Origin of the sequence: Alkalibaculum sporogenes (genome assembly GCF_009362815.1) — a bacterium.
Lineage (GTDB): Bacteria > Bacillota > Clostridia > Eubacteriales > Alkalibacteraceae > Alkalibaculum_A > Alkalibaculum_A sporogenes.
Genome location: NZ_WHNX01000007.1, coordinates 70,969 through 96,021, shown reverse-complemented (window position 1 = coordinate 96,021; position 25,053 = coordinate 70,969). Strand labels below are relative to the sequence as shown.

Sequence of the window (25,053 nt, the reverse complement as noted above, 5' to 3'; positions counted from 1 at the left end):
ATTCTATTCCTTTATCTTTTACCAATGTAATCAAATTAAAATTCTGCTGACCCTGTAGTTCTTGGAAATGGTATTACATCTCTAATGTTTCCCATACCTGTAAGATACATAATAACCCTTTCAAAGCCTAGTCCAAAGCCTGCATGTTTTACTCCTCCATATTTTCTAAGTTCTAGATACCACCAGTAATCCTCTGGATCTAAACCTAAATCTTTTATCCTTTCTACTAACACATCATATCTTTCTTCTCTTTGGCTGCCACCTATAATCTCTCCTACTCCAGGAACTAGTAAATCCATAGCTGCAACTGTTCTTTTATCATCATTTAACCTCATATAAAAAGCTTTTATCTCTTTGGGATAATCTGTTACGAATACAGGCTTTTTATAGACTTCTTCAGTAATATAACGTTCATGTTCGGTCTGAAGATCTGCTCCCCATTTTATTGGATATTGAAATTCCTTTTTAGATTTTAATAATATATCTATTGCTTCGGTGTAAGATATTCTTGAAAAATCAGCATTTAGAATATTATTTAATCGCTCTAATAACTCTTTGTCTATAAACGAATTAAAAAAATTAATTTCTTCTGGAGCATGCTCTAATACATATTTTATTATGTATTTAATCATATCTTCAGCTAGTTTCATGTCATCATTTAAATCTGAAAATGCAATTTCTGGTTCTATCATCCAGAATTCAGCTGCATGGCGTGCCGTGTTAGAATTTTCTGCTCTAAACGTCGGCCCAAAGGTATATATATTTTTAAAAGCTAAAGCAAAGGCTTCTCCTTCTAATTGTCCACTTACTGTTAGATTAGTATCTTTTGCGAAGAAATCTTTACTGTAATTAATTTTACCATCTTCCGTTTTAGGAAGGTGTAGTAAATCTAATGTAGTAACTTTAAACATTTCTCCAGCACCTTCAGCGTCGCTTCCTGTAATGATTGGTGTGTGTGTGTATATAAAAGCCCTTTCTTGAAAAAACTTATGCACTGCATAGGCAACTAGACTTCTTACTCTGAAAACTGCTGAAAACGTGTTACTTCTTGGTCTTAGATGAGCTATTGTTCTAAGATACTCTAGAGTATGTCTCTTTTTTTGAAGCGGATAATCTGAATTAGAAGTCGCTTCCACAACAATTTTAGCAGATTTGATTTCAAATGGTTGTTTACTATCTGGAGTAAGTATAAGTACACCTATCACTGTTATTGCCGAAGCTATACTGAGTTTATTAATCTCTTGGAAGTTTGATAAACTATCATCATAAACAATTTGAACTCCTTTAAAATAGGTACCATCATTTAATTCAATAAATCCGAAGTGTTTTGAACCACGAATAGTCCTAACCCAACCATTTACTGAAATAGTTTTTTCTGTATACAGATTTTTATCTTCAAATAACTTTTTTATTATAACATTCATAATCTTGCCTCCTATTTCCTTTTAATCATAATATTTAAGGCAAATGGTGTCAATCTATAGAATTGTATTTTTATAACTACTCTTTCTTTAAACACCCTCGTGGTTTTATCGCTACTTTTACAGTATTTGCTACTATCCCTTATTCTATTTAAATTATTAATTGTAAATACGATATAAAGTCTAACCACTGATCTTACTTCTCAAGGTAGCCGACAGCACGCCCCAAAAGGATTGACGATAATCTATAGAGGATAAAGTAGACTCTACGTACGATTACTCAAGTTTATGATATACTAATGTTATACTTTAAAAGAGGAGTTGATATATTGAAATTCGCAAATATTTCTACAGATAATCCATATGAAGAAGATTGCTTGGCAATTGTCAATACTGCAGAGAATAATGTAATAAAATTAAAAGATGTATATAGTTTTTTAGACCTATCATGTCCTTCTAATATGATAACCTTTATTGAAGGCTTTAATAAAGGTCTTTTGGACTCTATAACAGAAACAATAAACAACAATAAATTTAACTTGATCCCTTTTGAATCAATCAAATTTCTTTCTCCTATACCTTATCCAAGACGTAATGTTTTTTGTTTGGGTAAAAACTATATAGATCATGCAAATGAAATTCAATCTATTCCAGGTGGTGGGAATAGCATTCCCAAAAACCCAATATATTTTTCTAAAGTAGCTTATCCATGTATGGGTACTGAGGATATCATATTAAATCATATTGAAATTACGAATGAAATGGATTATGAAGTAGAACTAGCTATTATTATTGGAAAGAAAGGAAAAAATATTCCACAAGAAAATGCTCGAGATTATATTTTTGGATACACTATAGGAAATGATATTTCTGTGCGAAATATCCAATTAAAACACATACAGTGGTTTAAAGGTAAAAGTTTAGATTCTTGTTGCTCTATCGGCCCTTATATCGTAACTGACGAGGAAATTTCATTCCCACCAAATTTAGATATAAAATGCATAATAAATGGTGAGATACGTCAAAATTCTAATACGTCAAAATTAATATTTGATATACCCACTATTTTACATGATTTATCTCAAGGTATGACCTTATATCCAGGAGACATTATATTAACGGGAACCCCTTCTGGCGTTGGTTTTGGTTTTAATCCTCCTAAAACACTAAATTCAGGAGATATAATAGAATGTGAAATAGAAGGTATAGGCACCCTTATAAATTATTTAGAATAATCCAACAAGAGGCTGAAGTTGTATGAGCACAAGCTATTTACATTCCTTGAAGCTATACGTATTGCTTGAGCCTTTTAATACCCAATTATAACTGTTCACAATATTCTATAAGTAAAGATTGAATGAAATTGTACTTGTTTTAGTACTGACGTATCTTAATTAAATTTTAGACTTAAAACTTATATAGTTATTTGCTACAGTAGCAAACTCTTCTAATGACAGAGTTTCTCCTCTTCTCACAGGATCTACATGGCTTTTTTGAAGGATCTCTGTAACTTGTTCTTTATCCAACTCTAGACCAGAAGATAAACAATTTAGTAAAGTCTTTCTCCTCATAGAAAAAGATGCCTTTACAACTTTGAAAAATTCGTCTTTGTCTGATTTCACAGGTGGATTGTCCAATACATTAAGTTTAATTACGCATGACTCAACCTTAGGTTGTGGAATAAATACTGTTTTAGGTACAATAGTAATAATTTCTGGTCTTGAATAGTATTGTACGGCTACTGAAAGTGAACCATAATCTTTTGTTCCGGGTGTAGCAACCATCCTGTGAGCAACTTCTTTTTGAACCATAACTGTTATACTTTCAATCGGCAATTTATTCTCTAATAAAGTCATTACAATTTCTGATGTTATATAATACGGTAAGTTCGCAATTACCTTAAACTGTTTGCCAGAGATCTTTGATAATTCCTCACTAATATCGATCCGCAGTACATCTGCATTTATAATTGTCTTATTTGAAAAATCTGCAAGAGTCTCACCTAGGATAGGCATCAAATTTTTATCAATCTCTATAGCTAACACATGAGCTGAACGTTCACATAAAAATTGAGTAAGGGTTCCAATACCTGGACCAATTTCTAAGATATAATCTTCCTTCGTGATATTTGACCCTTCTAATATCTTTTCAATTATATTTACATCTGTAAGGAAATTTTGCCCATATCTTTTATTAAAATAAAAATTATAGCGTTTTTTTATTGCATTAATTGTACTTGGTGATGTTAATCTATCCATTTCTAAACTCCTTGCTTATATTCATCTATAGCTATTAACAATTCATCTATAGTAATCCCATAGTTATTTAATCGATTTATAAATTGTTTACTATTACTATACCCTATCCCAAGCTTTTCTCCTACAAAACGCCTTTTCTCGGAGCTAAGTGGCCCTGATATAAGCCCTAATTTAAACATATCAAATAACTCAAATGTATTATTGAATTCTACTATTGTCTTTACTTTTGATAAAGCTTCTATAATATCTTCTGGCTTGGCATTTTCTATCCCAATATTGTTATTTTTTTTACCTAGATGCTTTGGTAAGTAGGCATGTTTACAATTAGGTACTCTCTTAACAATATATCTCCTTATTTTATCTCCAGCAAAATCAGGGTCTGTAAATACAATAACTCCTCTTGTTTTAGCAGCTTTTTGTATTACTGATATCACTTCTTTTGTTATACCATACCCATGTGTACAGACTAAATCTGCTTCGACAGCTCTTTTTACAGCCGATATATCATCTTTACCTTCTACTACGATTAATTCTTTTATCATTTGTTTCCCCTAAATATATAATTTGTTTACGGTTCATTACTTATTTAAAATACTTTGACTAATGGAAAATGAATAAATGTTCTAAAAGTATCTTTGTACCAATTGCGATTAATATGACACCGCCTAGCACCTCTGCTCCTTTTTGGAATGAACATCCCAATTTTTGACCAAATTTTGCACCTAAAAATGATACAACAAATGTGATTAGCGCTATTATTAACGATGTAATTAATATATTAATGTGCAAAATAGCAAAACTTATACCTGCCGCTAAAGCATCTATACTAGTAGCTATTGCTAGTGTTATAATATGCTTTGTAGTCAAATTTCCAACATCGTCACAACTTTTTTCTCTAGATTCTTTAATCATTTTAATTCCAATGAATGAAAGTAGTACAAAGGCTATCCAGTGATCATACTTTTGAATATACACTGCAAATCTTGATGCTAAAAGCCATCCTATTATAGGCATTATTCCTTGAAATAACCCAAAAAATATACCTATCTTTAACTGCATATATGTCGTATTTGCTCTTTTAGAAACTCCACATGAAACTGCCACTGCAAATGCATCCATTGACAATGCTATAGCAGTAGTAATTATAATGTAAATCATAATAAAACTCCTTACTTTCTATTTATTAGATTTAAGGATTTCAAGAATATCACTAAAATTATCTACAGTAAAATCAGGATTTTCCTTTTCCAATGCTTCGAGATAGTTATAGCCCCAAGTTACAGCAATGCACTCTATTTCTGCACATCTACAGGCAATTATGTCCCTTGTCTCATCGCCTATGTAAATAACTTCATGTTTTTCTAGCCCATATTTCTTACGTATATAATTAATTTTTTTTTCTTTACCTAGTAATGGAGAGGATTCTACAAAGTCGAAGAAATCTATATTTTGGTTTTTTACAAACTTATTTACATTTTTTTTAGTATTTGAAGTAATAATACCCATGTAGTTTACTTGATCTCTTATTTTTAGTAAACTTTCTTTTATATCAGTCTGAAATGGCATTATAGTTTCCATACTTGCTTTTAATAAACGTTGTCCCTCTTTAACCAACTTAGGTATTTTAGTATATGGTACTTCAATTAATTTTATTATTTCTAAAAAATTTAAATGCTTAATACTATGTAAATCTTCTCTCGTAATTTTTTTATATTTATATTTATCTGCCAAATCGTTATATATAGTAAAAGCTTGATTTTCAGTATCTGCTAATGTACCATCAAAATCGAATATTATACATTTATAATGCATTTTGTCTCCTTTGTTTTTTTTTATGATAATAGTATATCATATATTGAAGTAGCGGTATTTATTGTCTACTTTATCCTCCGCAGATTTCACCTCAACTGCTTTGTTGTGTTGTGACCGTCGTTGGCACTTGCTCATAGAAGTCATTTGTTTTTCTCGTGCAAGCACGGAAAATCATATGACTTCTGCGAACCAATCTGCTAGTTCGAATATTATATCATATATTGGGGTGAAATTTTGAATAACCTGCTAAACAGAGCAGATTTAACTCACTCATTGTACTAGTATACTTACTATCTTATAAAAAATAATGTTTTACCTAAATTTTATTGACTTTTTTTAAATAAAACACTATAATTACTTTACTACACTAAAGTGATAAAGCGAGGTTTTAATTATGAATAATTATAACATAGAGGGATTTAATGATATACACTTTGAAGAATTGCAGGGGTATGATGCTGTAACAAAAATTATAGAAGAACTTATGCATACCTATGGATATACACAAGTTCTGACTCCAACCTTTGAATCATACGATATGTATGATATTGATGGTGCCTTTCCTCGCCAAAAAATGTTTAAATTAGTAGACAATGATGGGAAGGTATTAGTTCTTAGGCCAGATGCAACTATCCCTATTGCAAGAATGGCTGCAACTGGTTATAAATGTAAGGAAGATTGTTTAAAGTTTGGATATATTACAACTATTTTTAAACATATTTCTTCTACCACTAGTTTTAGAAAAGAATTTATGCAAGCAGGTGTAGAATATTTAGGTAATGAATCAGCTGATTGTGATGCTGAAATTATTTCACTTGCAAGTAATATACTGGTAAACCTTGGGCTAGAAAAACTTCATATCGATATAGGTGAAGTATCCTATCTAAATTCACTCTTTAACGATACAAGTATTAATCCTACTGAAAAAGTAAAAATACTTAATTATATAGAAAATAAAAACATTGGCGAACTTAGAAATTATCTCATTTCAATCGATTTGCCTTTAAATATAAAAGAAATATTATGTGAAATACCTATGCTTTTTGGTCAATTTGAAGATACTATTTATAGAGCTAAGGGATTGTGTATAAATGAAAGTATGAAAAATGCTATTGATAATATGGAACAGACCTACGAAATAATAAAAAACTATGGATATGAAAAATATGTTTTTGCCGATCTTGGGTTTACAAATCAATTTAATTATTACTCAGGTCTTATTTTTAAAGGTTATGTCAATGGAATAGGTGAATCAATCCTTTCCGGTGGCAGATATGATACATTATCCTCAACATTCGGAGTAGATAGGCCTGCTAGTGGATTTGGAATTAACATAAGCCTTTTAATAGATGTACTCCATAATTCTTTTGAAACAAAACACTATTTTGATATGTTATTGATGTATGATGATCCTTCAACATCCGTAGCTATAAGCACATCTCAAGTATTTCGATCTAAGAGATATACTGTTAATTGTATTAATGAAAAATACTCTAATTGTATTAAAAAAGAAAACTATAAATATGTAGTTAAGGTGATAAATAAAAATTTCTTTATATTAACTAAAGAAGGTCTAAGCTCTGTCACTCAAGATGAGTTGCATGGATTATATGAGGAGAGATGTATATGAATTACTTGAATATAGCATTAGCTAAAGGTAGATTAGCAAGCAAGGCTATTGAATTATTAATTTCATGTGGGTATTCTTTTAAGGATTATTGCAAAGAAAGCAGAAAATTAATATTCGAAGATGAAATAAACAATATTAAGATTACCTTAGTAAAATCTCCAGATGTTCCCGTTTATGTTGAAAATGGTGCTGCAGATATTGGTATCGTAGGTAAGGATATTTTACTAGAGAATAAATACAATGTATATGAATTATTAAATCTAAATGTAGGTAAATGCAATATGTGTATAGCGGGTTTTAAGGATAAAATCCCTGACTACTCAAAAAAAGTTGTAGTTGGAACAAAGTACCCTAATATTACTAAAAACCATTTTAGCCAACTTAATATTTTAACCGATATTGTTAAATTGAATGGGTCTGTCGAACTAGCACCTATTGTTGGTTTATCTGATATTATCGTAGATATTGTTGAGAGTGGCAATACATTAAAAGAAAATGGCTTAGTTGTACATGAAAACATATTGGAAATCAGCGCTAGGCTTATTGCCAATAAAGTAACTCTAAAAACTAAGTATCATAAAATCCAAAATATAATACAATCATTAGAATCTATTGTAGAAAGAGGTGGACCTGATGAGAAAGTATTATCTTAGAGATTCAGATATAACTGAATCCTCTGTAGCTATATTATTAAATAGAATAGACGATAACAACCAAGATGTAGTTAGTACTGTAAAACAAATTATAGAAGATGTTAAAGTCCGTGGAGACTATGCTTTAAGAGATTATACTGAAAAATTTGATAATGTATCTCTCTCAGATTTTAAAGTAACTGAATCGGAAATTAAAAGCGCTTATAATCAAATGGATTCTGATTTTATTGATGTCTTACTAGAAGCTAAGAAAAATATTACTGAATTCCATAAACATCAAATCCAAAATACTTGGACTAAGGAATTTTCTCCAGGTGTTGTATTAGGTCAAAAAGTAACTCCTATACCTCGTGTAGGATTATATGTACCTGGTGGTAAGGGCGGATATCCGTCTACAGTACTAATGGATGCTATTCCAGCTTTAGTTGCTGGTGTAAACTCTATAGCCTTAATAACACCACCTGCTGCTGATGGTAGTATTAATCCCTATATACTTGCTGCTGCCTATATTGCAGGAATATCTGAAATTTATAAAGTTGGTGGAGCCCAAGGTATTGCTGCTTTAGCATATGGAACTGACAGTATAAAAGCTGTAAATAAAATTGTCGGTCCAGGTAATGTTTACGTGGCTACCGCTAAAAAACTCGTCTTCGGCAAAGTTGATATTGATATGATTGCTGGACCTAGTGAAATTTGTATTATTGCTGATAAGTCTAGTAATGCTTCATTTATCGCATCTGATATGCTGTCTCAAGCCGAACACGATGAAATGGCAACATCCATATTAATATCTACAGATGAATCTTTAGTAGAACGAGTAACTAAACAGTTGCAATCTCAAATGCAGTCTCTTTCTCGTAAAGATTTAATATCTAAGTCATTAGAATCTAATGCTTTATTATGTATTGTAGATACTTTAGAGAATGCAATAGATCTTAGTAATTTAATTGCACCAGAACATTTAGAAATTATGGTTGAAAAACCATTTGATCAATTAGATAAAATAATTAATGCGGGTGCCATCTTTTTAGGTAATTATAGCCCTGAACCCGTAGGAGATTACTTTGCAGGACCTAATCATACTTTACCTACATCAGGTACTGCTAAATTCTCTTCACCTCTTGGTGTTTATGATTTTGTTAAGAAGTCTAGCATTATATCCTACCAAAAGGAAAGCTTAGAAATTATTAAAGATAAAGTAATGCATTTCGCAGAAATAGAAGGTTTCGATGCACACGCAAACGCTATAAGGAGGCGGTTCAATCATGAGAGTTAGTACAATTAATAGAAAAACTACTGAAACAGAAATATCTATTACATTAAATTTAGATGGCCATGGAATATGTAATGTAGATTCAGGAATAGGTTTTTTTGATCATATGCTAGTTTTATTCTGTAAACATGGTAATTTTGATATAAACCTTACTTGTAGCGGTGATCTACAAGTTGACAATCATCATACAATAGAAGACATCGGTATAGTCATGGGTACTGCATTTAACAAGGCCTTAGGAACAAAAATCGGAATAAAACGCTATGGTACATTCTATTGTCCAATGGATGAAGCTTTATCTAGGATATGCGTGGATTTAAGCGGTAGAAACTATCTCGTATATGATGTAACTCTTTTAAGAGATATGGTTGGTGAACTAGAGACAGATTCACTAAGAGAATTTTTTTATGCTTTTGCAAGTAATTCTCAAATAAATTTACACATTAATAATTTGTACGGAGAAAATACCCACCATATTGTAGAATCAATATTCAAGGGTCTCGGAAGAGCATTAAGAGAAGCTACTGAAATAATAGACATTAATGGTGAAATCCCTTCTACAAAAGGTATCTTATGAGGAGGACAAAATGATAGCTATTGTCGATTATGGAGTTGGAAATCTTAAAAATGTATATACAGCATTAAAAAGATTAGATTTAGATGTAATTATAACATCTAATCTAAATAAAATAAACGATGCAAAAGCCATAGTACTCCCTGGAGTTGGTGCATTTAAAGATGCAATGGAAAACTTAGAGTCACATAATTTAATTTCGTGTCTTAGTGCTAATGTAAAAAAAGGCAAACCACTACTAGGCATTTGCCTTGGTATGCAACTTCTTTTTGATAAGAGTTATGAGGATGGATTATGTGGTGGACTAGAATTTATTGAAGGTGACATTGTTAGATTCTCTAATGAACTAAAAGTACCTCATATGGGCTGGAATAGCCTTCACAGGAATAAAAATCACAATTTAATAAAAAATGTTGCAGATGGTGAATACGTATATTTTGTACACTCATATTATCTCAAAACTAAAAACTATGACGATGTACTACTTTATGCTGACTATGGTGTAAAAGTACCAGCTGTCATCGCAAAAGATAATGTATTTGGTATGCAATTTCATCCAGAAAAAAGTAGCGATACAGGTATAAAACTACTACAGAATTTTAAGGAGCTGATAATATGATTGTATTTCCTGCTATTGATATTAAAGGAGGAAAATGTGTGCGGTTAAAACAAGGACTTATGGATCAAGTAACTTCATATTATGATGATCCTGTTTTTGTTGCAAAGATGTGGCAAGATAAAGGTGCAAAGTACCTACATGTTGTAGATTTAGATGGTGCCTTTAACGGTAGTGAAATGAATTTTACTATTGTAAAAGCTATCGTAGATAGTGTTGATATTCCCGTCCAAATTGGAGGAGGAATTAGAACAAAAGAGACTATTGGAAAGTATTTATCTCTAGGCGTAAATAGAGTCATACTTGGCACAAAAGCAGTTGAGAATATTGATTTTATTAAGGAAGTATGTGAACTATATCCTAACAAAATCTGTGTTTCTGTAGATGCAAAAGGTGACTACGTAGCTATTAAAGGATGGGTGGAAACTAGTAATACGCAAGTTATTCCATTCTGTAAAACAATAATTGAATGTGGAGTTTCAACTATTGTATATACTGATATCTCACGAGATGGCATGTTAAGTGGTCCTAATCTAGAGATGCTAAGTACATTACACACAACATTAGGCATAGATATAATTGCATCTGGTGGTATAGCTAATATTGATAATATTCGAGATTTAATTTCATTAAATTTATATGGAGCTATAACAGGTAAGGCATTATATGAAGAAACACTTACTATGGAAGAAGTTAACCGACTAGAAGAGAAAGGCAGGATTTAATATGCTTACAAAGAGAATAATTCCCTGCTTAGATGTAGACAAAGGCAGAGTCGTTAAAGGAAAAAAGTTTGAAAATATACAAGATGTAGCAGATCCTGTTGCATTAGGCAAGTATTACTCGGATCAATGTGCAGATGAACTGGTTTTTTATGATATAACCGCGTCCCATGAGGAGCGAAATATCTTCTTAAATATTATAGAGAGAGTAGCAGAGACTATTTGTATCCCTTTTACGATTGGAGGCGGTATTCGCAGTGTAGAAGACTTTAGGAAGGTTCTACTTGCAGGAGCTGATAAAGTGTCTATTAATTCCGCCGCTGTATCTAATCCAGATTTAATAAAAGAAGCTGCGTTAAAATTTGGAAGCCAATGTGTAGTTTTATCAATAGATGCCAAAAAAAATACTAAAGGCTCTTGGGACGTCTATATTAAGGGTGGCAGAGAAAATACAGGCATTGACGCTATTGCATGGGCTAAACAAGGCGAAAGTTTAGGTGCAGGAGAAATTTGTATCAATTCAATAGATACCGATGGTGTAAAAGGTGGATATGATACTGTTTTAAATGAAAAGCTATCTAAGCTTCTAAACATACCAATAATTGCATCAGGTGGAGCTGGTAAATTAAGTCACTTCGAAGATGTATTAAAATGTGGAGCAGATGCTGCATTAGCTGCTTCAGTTTTTCATTATAAAGAAATTATCATATCGGATTTAAAAAATTATTTACACACTAAAAATATACCTGTTAGGAGATGTAACTATTGATAGAACTTTCAAAATTAAAATATAATGAAAATGGATTATTGCCTGCTATAATACAAGATGATTTCACTAATGAGGTCCTAATGTTGGCATATATGAACGAAGAGTCCTTACAAAAAACTATTAGTACAAAGAAAACTTGGTTTTATAGTAGAAGTAGAAAAAAATTATGGAATAAAGGTGAAACATCAGGCAATTTTCAACAAGTTAAATCTATTAAATACGATTGTGATGCAGATACTTTATTGATTAAAGTGAAGCCTACTGGGCCTAGTTGCCATACTGGAGAAAATTCATGCTTTTATACAAGTATTCTCGAATCATCTGATGGTATCACTACAAATTCCAGTCAAATTTTAGACGACCTCTATAAAATCATAGTCCAGAGAAAAGAAGAACCACAGGAAGGATCTTATACAAATTATCTATTTAATAGCGGAATTGATAAAATACTTAAAAAAGTTGGAGAAGAAAATGCAGAAACTATAATAGCTGCAAAAAATAACTCAAAAGAAGAACTAATTTACGAAACATCAGACTTGTTTTATCATTTACTAGTACTACTCGTAAACCAAGGTGTCACTTTAGAAGATATCTACTTAGAATTGCAAAAAAGACATAAATAAAGTGGTATTTTTTATTAAATTGTAATCCCTGTTTTACTCATAGCTAAGACAATAATCCACTTGAATACTTACCAAAAATTTGACCACTATCAGCGTAACCACATAGAAAATAAGCCAAGGGTGTTTCTTGTGGTTTTTCGCTTATATAACGAGCCACAGGAATGCTTTGCAGGCAATTGGCGATTGTCACGAGTAATCATAGAGAAATAGGCTTCTTTGAATTATAATATATATCTTTTAATTCATCTGTATAATCTCCATTTTCGTTGTATATCACTATAGGTTTTTCTACAGTAAGTTGCGCTTTCCCATTTTTATGCCCTTCAATTAAAACTAAATTCGGATCTTTACTTAATTTTGGTGTAACTAAACGCATCACTTTAGGTTCTATGCCATTTGCTCTCATATTATAAATAATATCTACCAAGCGAGATGCTCTATGAATAAAAATAAGTTTCCCTCTGTCTTTTAATATCTTTCTTGCAGTTACCATTAGTGCTTCCATTGACCATGTTATTTCGTGTCTTGCTATAGCATGAGGCAGCTTTTCATTATGAATGCTACCTTTCATGTATGGTGGATTTGATACGACTATATCGTATTTTGGGTTTATAGATACCTCACTTAAATTTCTTATATCTCCTTGAGTAACATTTATATAATTTTGTAAATTGTTTAGCTTTATATTTCTACTAGCTAAATCTGCATAATAATCTTGAATTTCTATCGCATCTACGTGTATACATTTTTCATTTGCTACTAAAAGTATCGGTATTATTCCTGTACCTGTCCCAAGGTCTATTATTTTAGCATTCTTAAATACTCTTTGTCCTGCAAACCATGATAGTAAAACTGCATCAACACCATATCTAAAATGTTGCGTATTTTGAATTATTTTATATCCGTCTAGATGTAAGTTATCCACTCTTTCATGTTCATTAATTAGTAAGTTCTCCACAATTATTGTCCTGTCCTTTGTATAATTATATGTATTTAGTATATAACGTATGTTCTATACCAAATATGGTGATCTATCCACATTTACAAGTGTATTGTTAACATTATGTGGATAAGTCTATGTATATTTTGTAGAATTTCGCAGATTACATCTTATGTTATCCACAAAACTGTTCATAAACTGTTTGTAATATAAAAAATGACCTCTTGTTAGAAGTCATTTTTACGCAAATCTTATTGAGCTACACAAGCATCAACTGGACATACATCTGCACAAGCACCACAGTCTGTACATGTTTCAGCATCAATTATGTATATTGAATCACCTTCTGTAATTGCACTTACTGGACATTCAGCTTCACAAGATCCACAAGAAATACAATCACTATTTATTGCATACGCCATATTTTTCACCCCCTAGTCCTTAAGGTCAAACTTCTTCACCTAACTACAAATACATTATATAATAAATAATATTATAATTAAATGATTATCCTTCTAATTTTTTTAATTCTTGCTTTTCTTCATTTGTTAAATCATTGGATTGTTTATTTTTAAGTTGATTTTTTTTACAACAAGATCCTTTACAACTTTTTTCTACTTTGATCTGTTCAAGTTTATATTCCTTAACTATTGTGTCTTCGCCGTCTAATTTAACGACAATTGATTCTGCTAATATATTTATTTTTATTATTATACCTTTACCCTCTGGCGTAGTTACTCTTTGACCTTCTGAAGGTAGTCTTTTACCTACTTCTTCATAAAAATCCTGTTCATATTTTAAACAACACAATAACCTACCACATATACCAGATATTTTTGTTGGATTTAAAGATAGATTTTGCTCTTTTGCCATTTTAATGGATACAGGTTCGAAATCTCCAAGCCATTTTGAACAGCATAATGGTATTCCACATGGTCCAAGTCCACCAAGCATTTTAGCTTCGTCTCTAACCCCAATCTGCCTTAACTCTATTCTAATTTTAAAAATAGAAGCTAAATCTTTCACTAATTCTCTAAAGTCAACTCTTCCTTCTGCTGTAAAATAGAATATTACTTTATTATTGTCAAAGGTATATTCAACATCAATAAGTTTCATATCTAACTTATGCTTTTCTACCTTTTGTTTACAAATTTCTATAGCTTTTAATTCTTTTTCTTTATTTTTTTCATAAGTTTTTTCATCCTTACTAGTAGCTATTCTTAGGACAGGCTTAATTGGAGATACTACTTCTTCCTCTGGTATAAATTTGATTGGAGTCACAGTTTTTCCGTATTCTAGTCCTCGGGCTGTTTCTACAATCACGCTATCACCCACACTAATTTCAACTTCTCGTGGATCAAAATAATATATCTTACCGGCCTTTTTGAACCGTATTCCTACAACTTTTATCATTTAGTTATTTTTCCTCCTGTATCTTCAGTAACAGTCTTTCAATTTGCAATTGAAAATTTATATTATACTTTAGTGAAGACTGCAGATCTATAATATCTTGTATTATATCATGAATTGATTCATAAGTTAAATAATCTGATACTTCCTTGCCTTCATTTATATCAACTTGTATTCTTGCATAAAGAATGTTCTTAAATATAATCAACATATTATTTAAAACATCTTCATTAGGTATACTATTATCTTTAATCCATTTTGAGAATTGAAATACTTTATTATAATCTCTTTTTATAATGTTATATATATAATCTCTAAATTTATCAAACTTGAGTATTTCTTCTGGATTATCTAAAATATATTTTGCTTTAGCTATACATCCTTGGCTAAGATTATATAAATCTTCAATTCCCTTAGTATTGAGATTATAATTACTTACTTCCTCTTCAAACTTAATTCTACCTAAAGGATTAAAATGTAATATCTGTCCTCTAGATAATATCGTAGGCAACAAACTTTGACTACTTTTGCTTATTAAAATCATTACCACCCTACTATTTGGCTCTTCTAATGACTTTAGGAGTGAGTTTTGAGCAGGTATTCCCATTGTTTCACTATTATTTATTAGAAACACCTTATAATTACTTTCATAAGGTTTTATATTCATTTTTCTTTGCATTTCTCGCAGTTGAGATATTTTAATAGAATTTTCTGTAGGTAATATATCAATAAAATCTGGATGATTATTATTATTAATTTTAACACAAGAAATACATTTGTTACACGGTTTTTCTTCCTCCGTACAAAGTATAGCCTTAATAAATTCAATAGCACTCTCCCTTTTGTTAGTCCCTGTTGGTCCTACAAAAATGTAGCAATGATTGATTCTATCTTTGCTAATAGCTTTTATTAATATGTCCTTATTTTTTTCATCAATAGTAATATTTTTAAACAATAATTTTCCTCTTCAATTCAAATATTTATAAGTAATTTGTTGATAGTTAACATTATATTGCTTCTACTAAAATAAATCAATTCTGTTATATAACATATTATCAAATTACTATATAAAGCTTAACATATCTTTCTTTATTTCTGTAATCGTTTCATTTAAACTATAATTTCTATAATGTCTAATAATATTATTATCTTTTAAGTTCTCAATACTAAAATCTACGTTATCTGCTAAAAACCTTCTACATAACTCGTTATAATTGGGATTTGTTTCTTGCCGCTCTCTAATAATTGCTCTCTCTAATCTTATATCATCTTTGATATCTATATATATTGGAATGACATTTTCAGATCCAAAGTAACTTTGTATCTTCTTATAAGCTTCTAATGTTGAAATTAAAACGTAATTTCCTAAAGATAGATCTATCTGACCATCATCGATAGTAGCATAATACCAAGTACCTTGAGTAGTATCGTACTTTCTCTTTTCTATTATTTTTCCTTTACTTTCATACTCTATAAGTTTTTCATATTTAATAAAGAAGTACTGATCTCCATCGGTTTCATCGTTCCTTATTGGTCTAGTTGTAGTAGTAATAATTGGTATTAGGTTCAAATCTGAATCCTCTTTTAGTACTTTAAATATACTATCTTTACCAGTGCTGCTTTTTCCCATTAACACAAAAATCTTACCCATATTATCTCCCTCTATATTGTGACATATACTTCTCTATCTCTTGTTAATCCTACAATTTCTTCTACAGACCAGTCACTTATCCGTTCTATAATTTTCCAACTGATAATTTCACCTGGTACAATTATCGGTATACCAGGAGGATAAGGTATTATAAAATCAGATGATATTCTACCTACACTCCTCTTTAGTGATACCAGTTCTTTATCTTTTCTTATTACCTCACCAAAATTCATACTCTTATCAACTTTTGGATATATATAATTCTTAGGTAATCGTACTTGCTCTTTATATTCTTCAAGTAATGCAATTTCTTTTAACGCAATTACGAGGCGTTTAATATCAATCTCTTGAGTTCCTATACCCATCATAGCTAATATACTATATTGGTCCCACATTTCGATTTGTATATTATATTTTTCTCTAAGCAATTTACTAAGTAAGTGGCCAGATATGCTATTAGACTCGATCCATATCTTACTTCTATCATAATCAAATACTTTACAGCAACTCGTTAAGCCTGTTCCTTTAATTATAAATTCACTATTTAGTAATTCTTTTTCTATATAATTGTGATAGCCAATAATCTTATCAAATATCAACTGCCCATTCTTAAAGGCATATTTTACAGCGCTTTCAATGGACATCATTATTGGGTAAGAAGGGCTACTAGTTTGCAACATATTCAAATACTGTCTAATAATATTTAAATTTACTTTGTCACTACATACATGTAATAGTGCTCCTTGATTAAATGAACTTAATGTCTTATGTGTGCTTTGCACGACTATATCAGCACCTAAATCTACACTAGATAAAGGCAGACTCTTATTAAATTTTAAATGAGCACCATGAGCTTCATCAACTATTAATATTTTACCATATTTCTTAGAAACTTCACTTATTTTGCTAATATTACTACAAACTCCATGATAACTAGGGGAAGTAATAATGATACCTTTACAATTAGGGTTTTCTTTAAATGCTATTTCTACTTCATCTGCTTGAATACAACCAAATATTTTATCTAAATATATTGACGGGTATATATATATTGGTTCAATATCTTGGAGCATAAAAGCAGAATAAACGGATCTATGAGAATTCCTCGGTATTATAAATGAATCACCTGATCTACATATCGCTAGTATAGAAGCTATTATCCCAACTGTGCTTCCATTTACTAACATAAATGACTTTTTAGTCTCAAAGATATGCGATATTTGATCCATAACATGAAGTAATAAATCGTTAGGGTTACTTAAGTTGTCACATCCAGGTACCTCTGTAATATCGAATTTATGCCAATCTATTGCTATCTCTGATATCCCTTTATGCCCAGGCATGTGTAATCTTGTGTATCCATCTTTATTAATTATCTTCTCTACTGTATTATATATAGTGCTCCTCATTAAATACCTCTCTTCAACTAATGTTGATTTACTGATTTTTAGTTTTTATGTTATAAAATAATTTATTTAGTTTTAAATTATTCTAATTAAGTTTAGTTATTTTTATTGATGTTTTTGAAAATAATAATTATAATAATCTTTTAATAAAAGTACTCATATGATATATTATACCTTACCTATGCTTACCATTGTACTCTAATATTACTTATAGGTATATTTTGTATTGGTTAACGCCCATACTCATTGGGTAGATATAAACTATTATTATGAAGGGAGTTTGTTTGATGTCAAATTCAAATGTAATTATCTTAGATGAAAGTAATTTTGAGGATGAAGTAATTAATTCCAGTGTTCCTGTTTTAGTAGATTTCTGGGCTGAATGGTGTGGTCCATGTCAAATGGTATTACCTATAGTAGATGAACTTTCTACTGATTTCAAAGGAAAAGCAAAAATAGGAAAAGTAAATGTAGATGAAAATAGAACTATTGCAATGAAATATCGAGTTATGAGTATCCCAACTGTATTATTCTTTAATAATGGTGAAGAAGTACGACGTGAAGTTGGTGCAAAAACGAAGCCTGATTATACCACAATCATTAATTCACTCTTATAGTTCCGCTATTATAATCATTACTTAAAAATAGGTTCTTAATTCATATGAATTAAGAACCTATTTTTAAGTCTGTAACCTTTTATTAATAGTTTTTTCTAGCTTTTCTATAAATTTTTTTGATGCGTGAAAGTGAACATTATGTTTTTTTTCATCCTTTACGAATGTAATAATATATATCAGCCTATCTTTAACTCCCCAAAGTGTAAAATTGTGTTTCTTACCTTCTATTCTTTTATTTACATATTTTTTATTAATACTAGTTATCTCCACTAATGGTACAGCAAAGACTAACTTATTTTTTAATATAAATGATTTATAAATTGCAAAATCTTTTTCTAGAACCATAAGCTCGTATCGAGGTAGCACTTTAACAATAAGCATCGTTAAAAGCGCTATAACTATAATCGTACTAGAAATATTTATTATAAATTGCATGTCTTCTGATATCCTATCTCTCACATAACGAAAAAACAACTCTAATCCTATTAAAATAGCAAATATAATCAATAGTTGTTTATATGTAAAAGACTTAATTTTAATTGTCTCTCGTGCCTTAACTGACATGTGATCCCTCCAGATGATGTAAATTTGAAATAACGCAAAGTAAAGGATGGCTCCTAGAAACCACCTTTAAGCAATTCACATATTTTTTTCTTTATTACTCTACTGGAATAAAATCAGATTTTGCAGCTCCACAAAGTGGGCATACCCAATCTTCTGGGATATCCTCAAAAGCTGTTCCAGGATTTATGCCACCATCAGGATCTCCTTCAGTTGGGTCATAAATGTAACCACATAATACACATTCATATTTTTGCATATAACTTACCTCCTTAAATAATTTCTTGCTTCATTATATCATTAATTCAACAGTAATATGATACCCTATCGAAATATTCTTAATCAAGTTCTATAGGTATTATTAAAAATAAGTGAATAGTTAATCCATTATATTTTTAAGACTAGTACAATTGCTCACTTATGAATTAACAATTAATTAATAATAGTATACAACATTAATAGATTAACATTTTAATGATATACTATAATTGTAGAAAATTAATAGATTAGTAGGAGGAAACCATCAATGAAAATTATGTTAGTTGGCGGTATTAATGATAGCAAAGCGGCAAAAATCGTTAAATTAATCAAAATAAGCTGTGGACAAGATATAGACATCATAAATGTAAATATATTCAGCCAAAAACCATTAGAAGTAGAGAAAGAAGAGAATCCAGATGTAATAGTTATGCTTAATAAACAAAGCATTGATTTTAAAGCACCAAATGTCATAGATGGATTAGGTCTCATTTACCCTCAAATGGGGCAAAAAAAAGTACTTGACTCTATTTTAAAGTTAAAATAATAATACGGTATCTAATAGGGATCCTTCACTAGGATTCCTATTGTATGTAAATTTAATGAAATCGTTTAACTTAAGCGGGTCATTATTTATAGTCTACAATATCTTTAGCTGTAATATTATCTGTTATTAATGTGGTCATTAAACCACCTTTAAGCGCCGCTACTATAGCTGGTACTTTTCTTTTATGTCCTGCTACGCAAATAACATCTGGTATTTTTTTTATTGTATCTATATCAATACCCATTACTTTTTCATTTATTTTTGAATCTAAAAAATTTCCGTTTTTATCAAAAAATCTTAAACCAATATTTCCAACGCCACCACTTCTAATAATCTCATCGTAGTTTTCAATTTTTATAACCCTACTTATTGCACTATAATATGCATTCACTTCGCCTACACTATAAAGCATGACATCGCAATGACTCATTTTTTGAAAAACATTATTTATACTTTCTTCCTTCATTAACTCCATCTTTACATTTATATTATCTACATAGGTAGGTGCAAATAAAAAATATGGCGTTGCATTGAGTTTATTAGAAGTTATTCTAGTAATTTCATCTGACTGTCTAAGCCCGTCATCTTCGTTTAAGCTACCTACTACTTGAATTACTGAAATATTTTTGAAGTGATTTGTGTTATCTGCTAGACTGTTAGCAATATTAAAAAGTGTATTGCCCCAGGCCATTCCAATATTTAAGTTATCATGTAATAGTGATGTTATATAATCTGCTCCTGCTATTCCTAGTGCCAGATTAACTTCATGAAAATCTCTTATGGCAGGTACAATTATAGCTCGGTTAAGATTGTACTTTTCCTCAATTTTACTTTCTAAATCTACGTAGTTCTCATTAAACCCGTTTATATTGATAGTTACTATACCTTCATCTCGAACTCTTTTTAATAGTCTATTTACTCTTTGTCTAGACATTTTTAGTCTTTCTGCGATTTCGCCTTGAGTCAAGCCCATCTTGTAATAATAATACGAAACTTTCACTAATATTTTTTTAATATCGTCCATACTACATCTTACCCCTTATATTTAAATTATATTAATTTAACGGATTGTTCTCCCACCATCAACTACGATTTTTTGCCCAGTTATATAATCCGCCATTGATGAAGAAAGAAATAATGTTGCTTTTGCAATATCTTCTGGTTTCGCCATTCTACGAAGTGGTATTTCATTTTCAACTTGTTTCTTTCTCTCTAATGTAAAGAATTGATTGAGCATCTCAGTTTCCGTTGGTCCCGGTGCTACGATATTTAAATTAATTCCACTTGGACCGAATTCTTGAGCCAGTGAGTTCATAATCAATTCAATACCTGCTTTTGAAGCTGTATATGCCACAGTACCACCTCTAGGCTGATTAACAGCTGAAGTTGAGATACTAATAATCTTGCCTGATCCTTGTTTTACCATGTGTTTAATTACTTCCATTGAACAGTTAAATGTCGCCTTTAAATTCACATCTATTACCCTACAAAAATCAACATCTTTAACATCAAATGCAGAAGGTAATGATAAACCAGCACCAGCATTATTTATAAGGATGTCGATTTTCCCAAAGTGTTTTATAGTAGTTTCTACTAAATCTATTGATTCTTGTGGTATTGATATATCTCCTTGTTTTATACATATTTCGACATGATATTTTAATTCAAGTTTTTCTTTTAAATCTATTGCCTCCTTATGACTTGTATTATAATTTATCATTATGTTTGCTCCATTACTAGCAAACTCCTCAACAATAGCTTTTCCTATTCCCTTTGCACCACCGGTAACAATCGCAACCTTATTTAATAATAACATATTCTCCTCCTAAATCATCCTTGTTTGATTAATTATTACTTACACTTAACAATAAAAATTTTTAACTTTACCATCACAATAAAAATTTTATGTATAATAGCAAAGTTCTCAACTCTAATTATTAAGTGTTTGCTTTATTTAAATCCTAAAACAAACCCTCAATGCTCTAGCATTGAGGGTTTAGTAAAAAGTAATTAATTGCTACTAAATAAACAATTGTGCTATCCAGTATGGAATCCAAGTATACCATTGTGCTCCAACTGCTAAGCTAGTAACTTGTGATCCTTCTAATACCATGCCTGGATCAACTACTGATAATAATTCAGTCATGATAGGAGCTGCAAAAGTAGCTATATAAAGTATTATTATACTATTAATTGTTCCTAAAATTATACCTCTAAATAAGTTACCTCTATTTGGAAGTACTGAACAAATATTAAAGAATGTTAACACTGATAAATCAGCTAATGGTAATACTGTAACTCCTGGTAATATAAATGCTAAAATTAAAGTTATTGGAATCATAATAAGTGCAATAGATACTACGAAAGGATGTCCTATAGCAACTGCAGCATCCAAACCAATATATAGTTCTCTTCCTGGAAATCTTTTTTCCATAAATTCATGTGCACCTTCGGAAATAACCATTAGTCCTTCCATTAATAATGCAATCATTCTTGGAAGTAATACTAGTACTGCAGCTACACCCATACCTGTATTAAGTATAGTAGCAACGTCCATTCTTGCAGCAATTGCTAAAATAAATCCAATACCTAATCCTAAGATCATAGGTTCACCTAGTAATCCTAACTTTTCAGTCATCGTATCAGATGTCCATACTATTTTATTAAATCCTGGTATTTTGTCCATTAATGCATTTAACGGGTATGCTATAATTGCAAAAGCTACTGCTTGTGTATGTGGTAAAGAAATACCTTCTAATCCTAAAATCTCAGCACAATCTGGTTGAACCCAGTCAGCAATTTTAAATACAATTGCCATATTAATTGCAGCAGATACAGCAGCTAAAATATAACTTAATGTAGTTCCGCCACCTACTAATACAATTGAGCTACCAATAAATAATGCATGCCAGTAATTCCAAATATCTATATCCATAGTTTTAGTCCAACCAAGCATCAACATAATAACATTTGTGGCTATAATGGTTATAAATATAATAGGTACTACTCCCGTACCCCAAGCTACTGCGGCACCTGCTGGCCATCCGATATCTACAGCATTGTTTCTAAGTCCATACACTTCAACTAATGTGTTGATTACAGGAGTTATCGTACTAACCATAAGTCCAATAACTAAATTCAGACCAATAAATGCAATACCAAACGTAATTGCAGCTCTGAATACTTCGCTAAATTTTTGTCCAAGAGCCAGTCCTAAAATTAAAAGAATAATTGGCATCATTACAGAGGCTCCTGCATTAATAATCCATGTAAATCCAGCTAAAATAAAATCCATTTGTGTTTCCCCCTATTCATTTTTTTATTATCATCTCACTAAATTCTAGAAATATTAAACTATTTCTTTAATACTTCCATTAATTCATCAATTGTGGCTTGGAGGTTTACTCCTGTTAGGAACGATCTTCCGTTGATTACTGGTACTCCAGTATCACCAGATATTTGACACGTACCAACGATTACATCAGGTTTCAATGTTTTTGCCTTTGATACAGCTTCAGAAGCTTTACACTGTACTGTCATACACGCTATACCTTGTTCTTTACAAACTTTTTCAATTTTTTTTGCTACTACTGTTGATGTAGCAATAGCAGTTCCACATGCAACTAAAATTTTCTTAGCCATTCTCTTCACCTCCTTAATGAACCTATAATTTAGTGAGTAATAAACATATTCACTAATCGCCCTTCATGTAACGATTACATTTTGTTACCTAGTAAATTATCTCACGTTACAAATGTAATTGCAAGCGTTTTGTGTAACAGTAGCTTGTTTTTCATGTATAACATATTTTTCAACATTGTATATATTTTATACATTATACATTATAATTATTAAGGAAATAATTGCAAGTACCAAGGCAGTCATGCTTATCAATAATATTTTTGAAAGCTTTTCTTCTAATTTTTTTATTTTATATTCTAAATAAATCTCATCGATATTTTTATTATCTTTGTCGTTACTTGATTTTTGTTCATTGCTTTTAGAAGGATTACCTACATTTAAAGCATACTTTGTCAATGGAGCAAACTTAGCCCTCTTGATACTTTCCTTATAGTTGTTAAAAATCTCCTGTCTTTTTTCTTTGTTTTCATTCATATATTATTACCTATACTTTCTACTCTTTAATCATTAGTTTATAGTAATTTTAATTATTCTTAGATATATTAAGTTTAATTCAGCACATAAAACTCTTTAATATCAGTAAAATATTTGTTTATGTGCTGGATTATATTAAATAAATTCAATTATGTTATTTTTCTAAATCAAATAACACTTTAAATCCTGATACATTAGCCGCTTTTTCAAATGCATCTTCATACTCTTCAATCGGCATAACATCAGATACTAATGGATCTACTTTAACTTTACCATCTACAATTAAATCTTTCGCTATATGCCAAGCTGTAGGTTTCTGGCTAAGGGATCCTATAACATTTAATTCCTTGTGTAATATTAATGACCAATCTACTTCCACTAGAGAGTGATGTACTCCCATTTGACATAGTGTTCCTCGTTTTGCAACTAAATCTAAAGCTGTTCGTACTGCAGGAATTGAACCTGAAGCTTCTACTACAAAGTCAGCACCATATCCATCTGTCATGTCTAAAATAATCTTTTTCAAATCTTCTTCTTGTAAATTTACAACTACATCAACACCTAGTTCCTTTGCTAATTCTAATCTTGGCTTATCTTGTGTTAGTCCTGCAATTACAACTTTTGAACCTGCAGCTTTTGCTACTTGAGCCGCCAACACTCCTATAGGTCCTGGCCCTAATATTAGTGTAACGCTATTTAGAGTCACTGGTGTTTGTTCGGCTACAGCATGAACTCCACACGCTAGTACCTCAACCATTGCACCTTCGTCATAAGTCATTGTATCTGGCATAGCTATTAAGCTTTTTTCAGGAACTACAATGTATTCAGCGAATGCACCATTTTCTTTTGAACCAATTCCTCTACGGCTTATACAAAGGTTTGTTGCTTCAATACGACAAAATCTACATTCTCCACAAACTTCGTAGGTAGTCATTACAATTACCCTATCACCTTCTTTAAATTTCGAGGTACCCTCTCCAAGCTTTTCAACTACTCCTGATGCTTCATGACCTAATATTACTGGTAATTTTAGCCTGTCGCTTCCGTGTTTCCAGTACCCAATATCTGTTGCACATATTCCTGCTCGCTTAACTTTTACTCTTACAAAACCTTTTTTAGGCTCTGGTATAGGAAATTGTTTTAATTCTAGTTTTTGCTCTTCATTAAGACATAAACCTTTCATAGTATCTTTCAAG

General features: G+C 30.8%; 30 protein-coding genes. 11 read left to right on the top strand and 19 right to left on the bottom strand.

What is annotated here, in order from left to right; all coding sequences use genetic code 11:
* Nucleotides 1-35: 35 nt before the first annotated feature.
* Nucleotides 36-1,427 (bottom strand): asparagine--tRNA ligase, encoded by a 1,392-nt coding sequence (gene asnS, locus GC105_RS06155; RefSeq protein ID WP_343029975.1) that lies wholly within the window; start codon nucleotides 1,425-1,427, stop codon nucleotides 36-38.
* A gap of 323 nt (nucleotides 1,428-1,750) precedes the next feature.
* On the opposite strand from asnS, the gene GC105_RS06150 reads away from it, so the two are divergent.
* On the top strand, nucleotides 1,751-2,656 hold the full coding sequence (locus GC105_RS06150; RefSeq protein ID WP_246169741.1) for a fumarylacetoacetate hydrolase family protein: 906 nt from the start codon (nucleotides 1,751-1,753) through the stop codon (nucleotides 2,654-2,656).
* A gap of 159 nt (nucleotides 2,657-2,815) precedes the next feature.
* Here GC105_RS06150 and rsmA read toward each other — a convergent pair whose 3' ends face one another.
* Genes rsmA through GC105_RS06130 form a run of 4 tightly spaced genes read right to left on the bottom strand, consistent with a single transcriptional unit; the run spans nucleotide 2,816 to nucleotide 5,491 of the window.
* Entirely contained in the window at nucleotides 2,816-3,679 is an 864-nt protein-coding gene (gene rsmA, locus GC105_RS06145) for a 16S rRNA (adenine(1518)-N(6)/adenine(1519)-N(6))-dimethyltransferase RsmA (protein WP_152802796.1), read from the bottom strand.
* A gap of 2 nt (nucleotides 3,680-3,681) precedes the next feature.
* Complete coding sequence (rnmV, locus tag GC105_RS06140; protein WP_152802794.1) at nucleotides 3,682-4,221, bottom strand: ribonuclease M5; 540 nt, start codon at nucleotides 4,219-4,221, stop codon at nucleotides 3,682-3,684.
* Between the two features lie 58 nt (nucleotides 4,222-4,279).
* The gene (locus GC105_RS06135) at nucleotides 4,280-4,837 is read right to left on the bottom strand and encodes a manganese efflux pump MntP (RefSeq protein ID WP_152802792.1); all 558 of its coding nucleotides are present in this window, start codon (nucleotides 4,835-4,837) and stop codon (nucleotides 4,280-4,282) included.
* Between the two features lie 18 nt (nucleotides 4,838-4,855).
* Nucleotides 4,856-5,491 carry an HAD-IA family hydrolase gene (locus GC105_RS06130; RefSeq protein ID WP_152802790.1) on the bottom strand — a complete coding sequence of 212 codons (636 nt, stop codon included), beginning with the start codon at nucleotides 5,489-5,491 and terminating at the stop codon, nucleotides 4,856-4,858.
* A gap of 394 nt (nucleotides 5,492-5,885) precedes the next feature.
* Between GC105_RS06130 and hisZ the strand changes: the two genes are divergently transcribed.
* Genes hisZ through hisIE form a run of 8 tightly spaced genes read left to right on the top strand, consistent with a single transcriptional unit; the run spans nucleotide 5,886 to nucleotide 12,351 of the window.
* Nucleotides 5,886-7,121, top strand: a complete 1,236-nt coding sequence (hisZ, locus tag GC105_RS06125) for an ATP phosphoribosyltransferase regulatory subunit (RefSeq protein WP_152802788.1) — start codon at nucleotides 5,886-5,888, stop codon at nucleotides 7,119-7,121.
* Nucleotides 7,118-7,774, top strand: coding sequence for an ATP phosphoribosyltransferase (gene hisG / locus GC105_RS06120; RefSeq protein ID WP_152802786.1), 657 nt, complete (start codon nucleotides 7,118-7,120; stop codon nucleotides 7,772-7,774). Before hisZ ends, hisG begins: the two co-directional genes overlap by 4 nt.
* Nucleotides 7,755-9,050 (top strand): histidinol dehydrogenase, encoded by a 1,296-nt coding sequence (hisD, locus tag GC105_RS06115; protein ID WP_152802784.1) that lies wholly within the window; start codon nucleotides 7,755-7,757, stop codon nucleotides 9,048-9,050. The genes hisG and hisD overlap by 20 nt, the downstream gene beginning before the upstream one ends.
* Nucleotides 9,040-9,624: an imidazoleglycerol-phosphate dehydratase HisB gene (gene hisB / locus GC105_RS06110; protein WP_152802782.1), complete on the top strand. Its 585-nt coding sequence runs from the start codon at nucleotides 9,040-9,042 to the stop codon at nucleotides 9,622-9,624. Before hisD ends, hisB begins: the two co-directional genes overlap by 11 nt.
* Nucleotides 9,625-9,634: 10 nt before the next feature.
* The gene (gene hisH / locus GC105_RS06105; protein ID WP_152802780.1) at nucleotides 9,635-10,240 is read left to right on the top strand and encodes an imidazole glycerol phosphate synthase subunit HisH; all 606 of its coding nucleotides are present in this window, start codon (nucleotides 9,635-9,637) and stop codon (nucleotides 10,238-10,240) included.
* Nucleotides 10,237-10,962 (top strand): 1-(5-phosphoribosyl)-5-[(5-phosphoribosylamino)methylideneamino]imidazole-4-carboxamide isomerase, encoded by a 726-nt coding sequence (gene hisA / locus GC105_RS06100; RefSeq protein WP_152802778.1) that lies wholly within the window; start codon nucleotides 10,237-10,239, stop codon nucleotides 10,960-10,962. The genes hisH and hisA overlap by 4 nt, the downstream gene beginning before the upstream one ends.
* Nucleotide 10,963: 1 nt before the next feature.
* A complete protein-coding gene (hisF, locus tag GC105_RS06095) occupies nucleotides 10,964-11,728 on the top strand; it encodes an imidazole glycerol phosphate synthase subunit HisF (RefSeq protein WP_152802776.1) in 765 nt (254 codons plus the stop codon).
* On the top strand, nucleotides 11,728-12,351 hold the full coding sequence (gene hisIE, locus GC105_RS06090; RefSeq protein ID WP_343029974.1) for a bifunctional phosphoribosyl-AMP cyclohydrolase/phosphoribosyl-ATP diphosphatase HisIE: 624 nt from the start codon (nucleotides 11,728-11,730) through the stop codon (nucleotides 12,349-12,351). Before hisF ends, hisIE begins: the two co-directional genes overlap by 1 nt.
* 196 nt (nucleotides 12,352-12,547) lie before the next feature.
* On the opposite strand, the gene GC105_RS06085 is transcribed toward hisIE, so the two are convergent.
* The 6 genes from GC105_RS06085 to GC105_RS06060 form a co-directional block, all read right to left on the bottom strand.
* Nucleotides 12,548-13,309 carry a methyltransferase gene (locus GC105_RS06085; RefSeq protein ID WP_152802772.1) on the bottom strand — a complete coding sequence of 254 codons (762 nt, stop codon included), beginning with the start codon at nucleotides 13,307-13,309 and terminating at the stop codon, nucleotides 12,548-12,550.
* Between the two features lie 233 nt (nucleotides 13,310-13,542).
* Nucleotides 13,543-13,713, bottom strand: a complete 171-nt coding sequence (locus GC105_RS06080) for a DUF362 domain-containing protein (RefSeq protein ID WP_152802770.1) — start codon at nucleotides 13,711-13,713, stop codon at nucleotides 13,543-13,545.
* An 85-nt stretch (nucleotides 13,714-13,798) separates the two neighbouring features.
* The gene (locus GC105_RS06075; RefSeq protein WP_152802768.1) at nucleotides 13,799-14,704 is read right to left on the bottom strand and encodes a PSP1 domain-containing protein; all 906 of its coding nucleotides are present in this window, start codon (nucleotides 14,702-14,704) and stop codon (nucleotides 13,799-13,801) included.
* A 4-nt stretch (nucleotides 14,705-14,708) separates the two neighbouring features.
* The gene (locus tag GC105_RS06070) at nucleotides 14,709-15,656 is read right to left on the bottom strand and encodes a DNA polymerase III subunit (RefSeq protein WP_152802766.1); all 948 of its coding nucleotides are present in this window, start codon (nucleotides 15,654-15,656) and stop codon (nucleotides 14,709-14,711) included.
* Nucleotides 15,657-15,764: 108 nt separating this feature from the next.
* Entirely contained in the window at nucleotides 15,765-16,352 is a 588-nt protein-coding gene (locus GC105_RS06065) for a nucleoside/nucleotide kinase family protein (RefSeq protein ID WP_152802764.1), read from the bottom strand.
* 11 nt (nucleotides 16,353-16,363) lie between these two features.
* A complete protein-coding gene (locus GC105_RS06060; protein WP_152802762.1) occupies nucleotides 16,364-17,761 on the bottom strand; it encodes an aminotransferase class I/II-fold pyridoxal phosphate-dependent enzyme in 1,398 nt (465 codons plus the stop codon).
* 284 nt (nucleotides 17,762-18,045) lie between these two features.
* Here GC105_RS06060 and trxA point away from each other — a divergent pair, with 284 nt between their 5' ends.
* Nucleotides 18,046-18,375 (top strand): thioredoxin, encoded by a 330-nt coding sequence (gene trxA / locus GC105_RS06055; protein WP_152802760.1) that lies wholly within the window; start codon nucleotides 18,046-18,048, stop codon nucleotides 18,373-18,375.
* A 63-nt stretch (nucleotides 18,376-18,438) separates the two neighbouring features.
* Here trxA and GC105_RS06050 read toward each other — a convergent pair whose 3' ends face one another.
* Both GC105_RS06050 and rd read right to left on the bottom strand, forming a co-directional pair.
* Nucleotides 18,439-18,939 (bottom strand): hypothetical protein, encoded by a 501-nt coding sequence (locus GC105_RS06050; protein ID WP_152802758.1) that lies wholly within the window; start codon nucleotides 18,937-18,939, stop codon nucleotides 18,439-18,441.
* A gap of 94 nt (nucleotides 18,940-19,033) precedes the next feature.
* Nucleotides 19,034-19,195, bottom strand: a complete 162-nt coding sequence (rd, locus tag GC105_RS06045) for a rubredoxin (RefSeq protein ID WP_152802749.1) — start codon at nucleotides 19,193-19,195, stop codon at nucleotides 19,034-19,036.
* Nucleotides 19,196-19,462: 267 nt separating this feature from the next.
* Between rd and GC105_RS06040 the strand changes: the two genes are divergently transcribed.
* Complete coding sequence (locus GC105_RS06040; RefSeq protein ID WP_152802747.1) at nucleotides 19,463-19,741, top strand: hypothetical protein; 279 nt, start codon at nucleotides 19,463-19,465, stop codon at nucleotides 19,739-19,741.
* 82 nt (nucleotides 19,742-19,823) lie between these two features.
* Here the strand turns inward: GC105_RS06040 and GC105_RS06035 are convergent, their stop codons facing one another.
* The 6 genes from GC105_RS06035 to GC105_RS06010 all read right to left on the bottom strand — a co-directional run bounded on the left by GC105_RS06035 (nucleotide 19,824) and on the right by GC105_RS06010 (nucleotide 25,052).
* The gene (locus GC105_RS06035; RefSeq protein ID WP_152802745.1) at nucleotides 19,824-20,765 is read right to left on the bottom strand and encodes a sugar-binding transcriptional regulator; all 942 of its coding nucleotides are present in this window, start codon (nucleotides 20,763-20,765) and stop codon (nucleotides 19,824-19,826) included.
* A gap of 36 nt (nucleotides 20,766-20,801) precedes the next feature.
* Nucleotides 20,802-21,557, bottom strand: coding sequence for an SDR family NAD(P)-dependent oxidoreductase (locus GC105_RS06030; RefSeq protein WP_152802743.1), 756 nt, complete (start codon nucleotides 21,555-21,557; stop codon nucleotides 20,802-20,804).
* 204 nt (nucleotides 21,558-21,761) lie between these two features.
* Nucleotides 21,762-23,036 carry a PTS galactitol transporter subunit IIC gene (locus GC105_RS06025; protein WP_152802741.1) on the bottom strand — a complete coding sequence of 425 codons (1,275 nt, stop codon included), beginning with the start codon at nucleotides 23,034-23,036 and terminating at the stop codon, nucleotides 21,762-21,764.
* A 59-nt stretch (nucleotides 23,037-23,095) separates the two neighbouring features.
* Nucleotides 23,096-23,383 carry a PTS sugar transporter subunit IIB gene (locus GC105_RS06020; RefSeq protein WP_152802740.1) on the bottom strand — a complete coding sequence of 96 codons (288 nt, stop codon included), beginning with the start codon at nucleotides 23,381-23,383 and terminating at the stop codon, nucleotides 23,096-23,098.
* Nucleotides 23,384-23,569: 186 nt separating this feature from the next.
* Nucleotides 23,570-23,857 carry a hypothetical protein gene (locus tag GC105_RS06015; protein WP_152802738.1) on the bottom strand — a complete coding sequence of 96 codons (288 nt, stop codon included), beginning with the start codon at nucleotides 23,855-23,857 and terminating at the stop codon, nucleotides 23,570-23,572.
* A 154-nt stretch (nucleotides 23,858-24,011) separates the two neighbouring features.
* Complete coding sequence (locus GC105_RS06010) at nucleotides 24,012-25,052, bottom strand: zinc-dependent alcohol dehydrogenase (RefSeq protein ID WP_152802736.1); 1,041 nt, start codon at nucleotides 25,050-25,052, stop codon at nucleotides 24,012-24,014.
* Between the last annotated feature and the right edge of the window lies 1 nt (nucleotide 25,053).

Coding starts and splice junctions, on each gene's coding strand:
- hisH (WP_152802780.1), top strand. CDS start 9,635: ATGATAGCTATTGTCGATTATGGAGTTGGAAATCTTAAAAATGTATAT.
- GC105_RS06130 (WP_152802790.1), bottom strand. CDS start 5,491: ATGCATTATAAATGTATAATATTCGATTTTGATGGTACATTAGCAGAT.
- GC105_RS06075 (WP_152802768.1), bottom strand. CDS start 14,704: ATGATAAAAGTTGTAGGAATACGGTTCAAAAAGGCCGGTAAGATATAT.
- GC105_RS06060 (WP_152802762.1), bottom strand. CDS start 17,761: ATGAGGAGCACTATATATAATACAGTAGAGAAGATAATTAATAAAGAT.
- hisD (WP_152802784.1), top strand. CDS start 7,755: ATGAGAAAGTATTATCTTAGAGATTCAGATATAACTGAATCCTCTGTA.
- hisB (WP_152802782.1), top strand. CDS start 9,040: ATGAGAGTTAGTACAATTAATAGAAAAACTACTGAAACAGAAATATCT.
- rd (WP_152802749.1), bottom strand. CDS start 19,195: ATGCAAAAATATGAATGTGTATTATGTGGTTACATTTATGACCCAACT.
- rsmA (WP_152802796.1), bottom strand. CDS start 3,679: ATGGATAGATTAACATCACCAAGTACAATTAATGCAATAAAAAAACGC.
- hisF (WP_152802776.1), top strand. CDS start 10,964: ATGCTTACAAAGAGAATAATTCCCTGCTTAGATGTAGACAAAGGCAGA.
- trxA (WP_152802760.1), top strand. CDS start 18,046: ATGTCAAATTCAAATGTAATTATCTTAGATGAAAGTAATTTTGAGGAT.
- GC105_RS06035 (WP_152802745.1), bottom strand. CDS start 20,765: ATGGACGATATTAAAAAAATATTAGTGAAAGTTTCGTATTATTATTAC.
- hisG (WP_152802786.1), top strand. CDS start 7,118: ATGAATTACTTGAATATAGCATTAGCTAAAGGTAGATTAGCAAGCAAG.
- hisZ (WP_152802788.1), top strand. CDS start 5,886: ATGAATAATTATAACATAGAGGGATTTAATGATATACACTTTGAAGAA.
- hisA (WP_152802778.1), top strand. CDS start 10,237: ATGATTGTATTTCCTGCTATTGATATTAAAGGAGGAAAATGTGTGCGG.
- GC105_RS06020 (WP_152802740.1), bottom strand. CDS start 23,383: ATGGCTAAGAAAATTTTAGTTGCATGTGGAACTGCTATTGCTACATCA.
- GC105_RS06015 (WP_152802738.1), bottom strand. CDS start 23,857: ATGAATGAAAACAAAGAAAAAAGACAGGAGATTTTTAACAACTATAAG.
- GC105_RS06065 (WP_152802764.1), bottom strand. CDS start 16,352: ATGGGTAAGATTTTTGTGTTAATGGGAAAAAGCAGCACTGGTAAAGAT.
- GC105_RS06040 (WP_152802747.1), top strand. CDS start 19,463: ATGAAAATTATGTTAGTTGGCGGTATTAATGATAGCAAAGCGGCAAAA.
- GC105_RS06050 (WP_152802758.1), bottom strand. CDS start 18,939: ATGTCAGTTAAGGCACGAGAGACAATTAAAATTAAGTCTTTTACATAT.
- GC105_RS06135 (WP_152802792.1), bottom strand. CDS start 4,837: ATGATTTACATTATAATTACTACTGCTATAGCATTGTCAATGGATGCA.
- GC105_RS06030 (WP_152802743.1), bottom strand. CDS start 21,557: ATGTTATTATTAAATAAGGTTGCGATTGTTACCGGTGGTGCAAAGGGA.
- rnmV (WP_152802794.1), bottom strand. CDS start 4,221: ATGATAAAAGAATTAATCGTAGTAGAAGGTAAAGATGATATATCGGCT.
- GC105_RS06080 (WP_152802770.1), bottom strand. CDS start 13,713: ATGGCGTATGCAATAAATAGTGATTGTATTTCTTGTGGATCTTGTGAA.
- GC105_RS06025 (WP_152802741.1), bottom strand. CDS start 23,036: ATGGATTTTATTTTAGCTGGATTTACATGGATTATTAATGCAGGAGCC.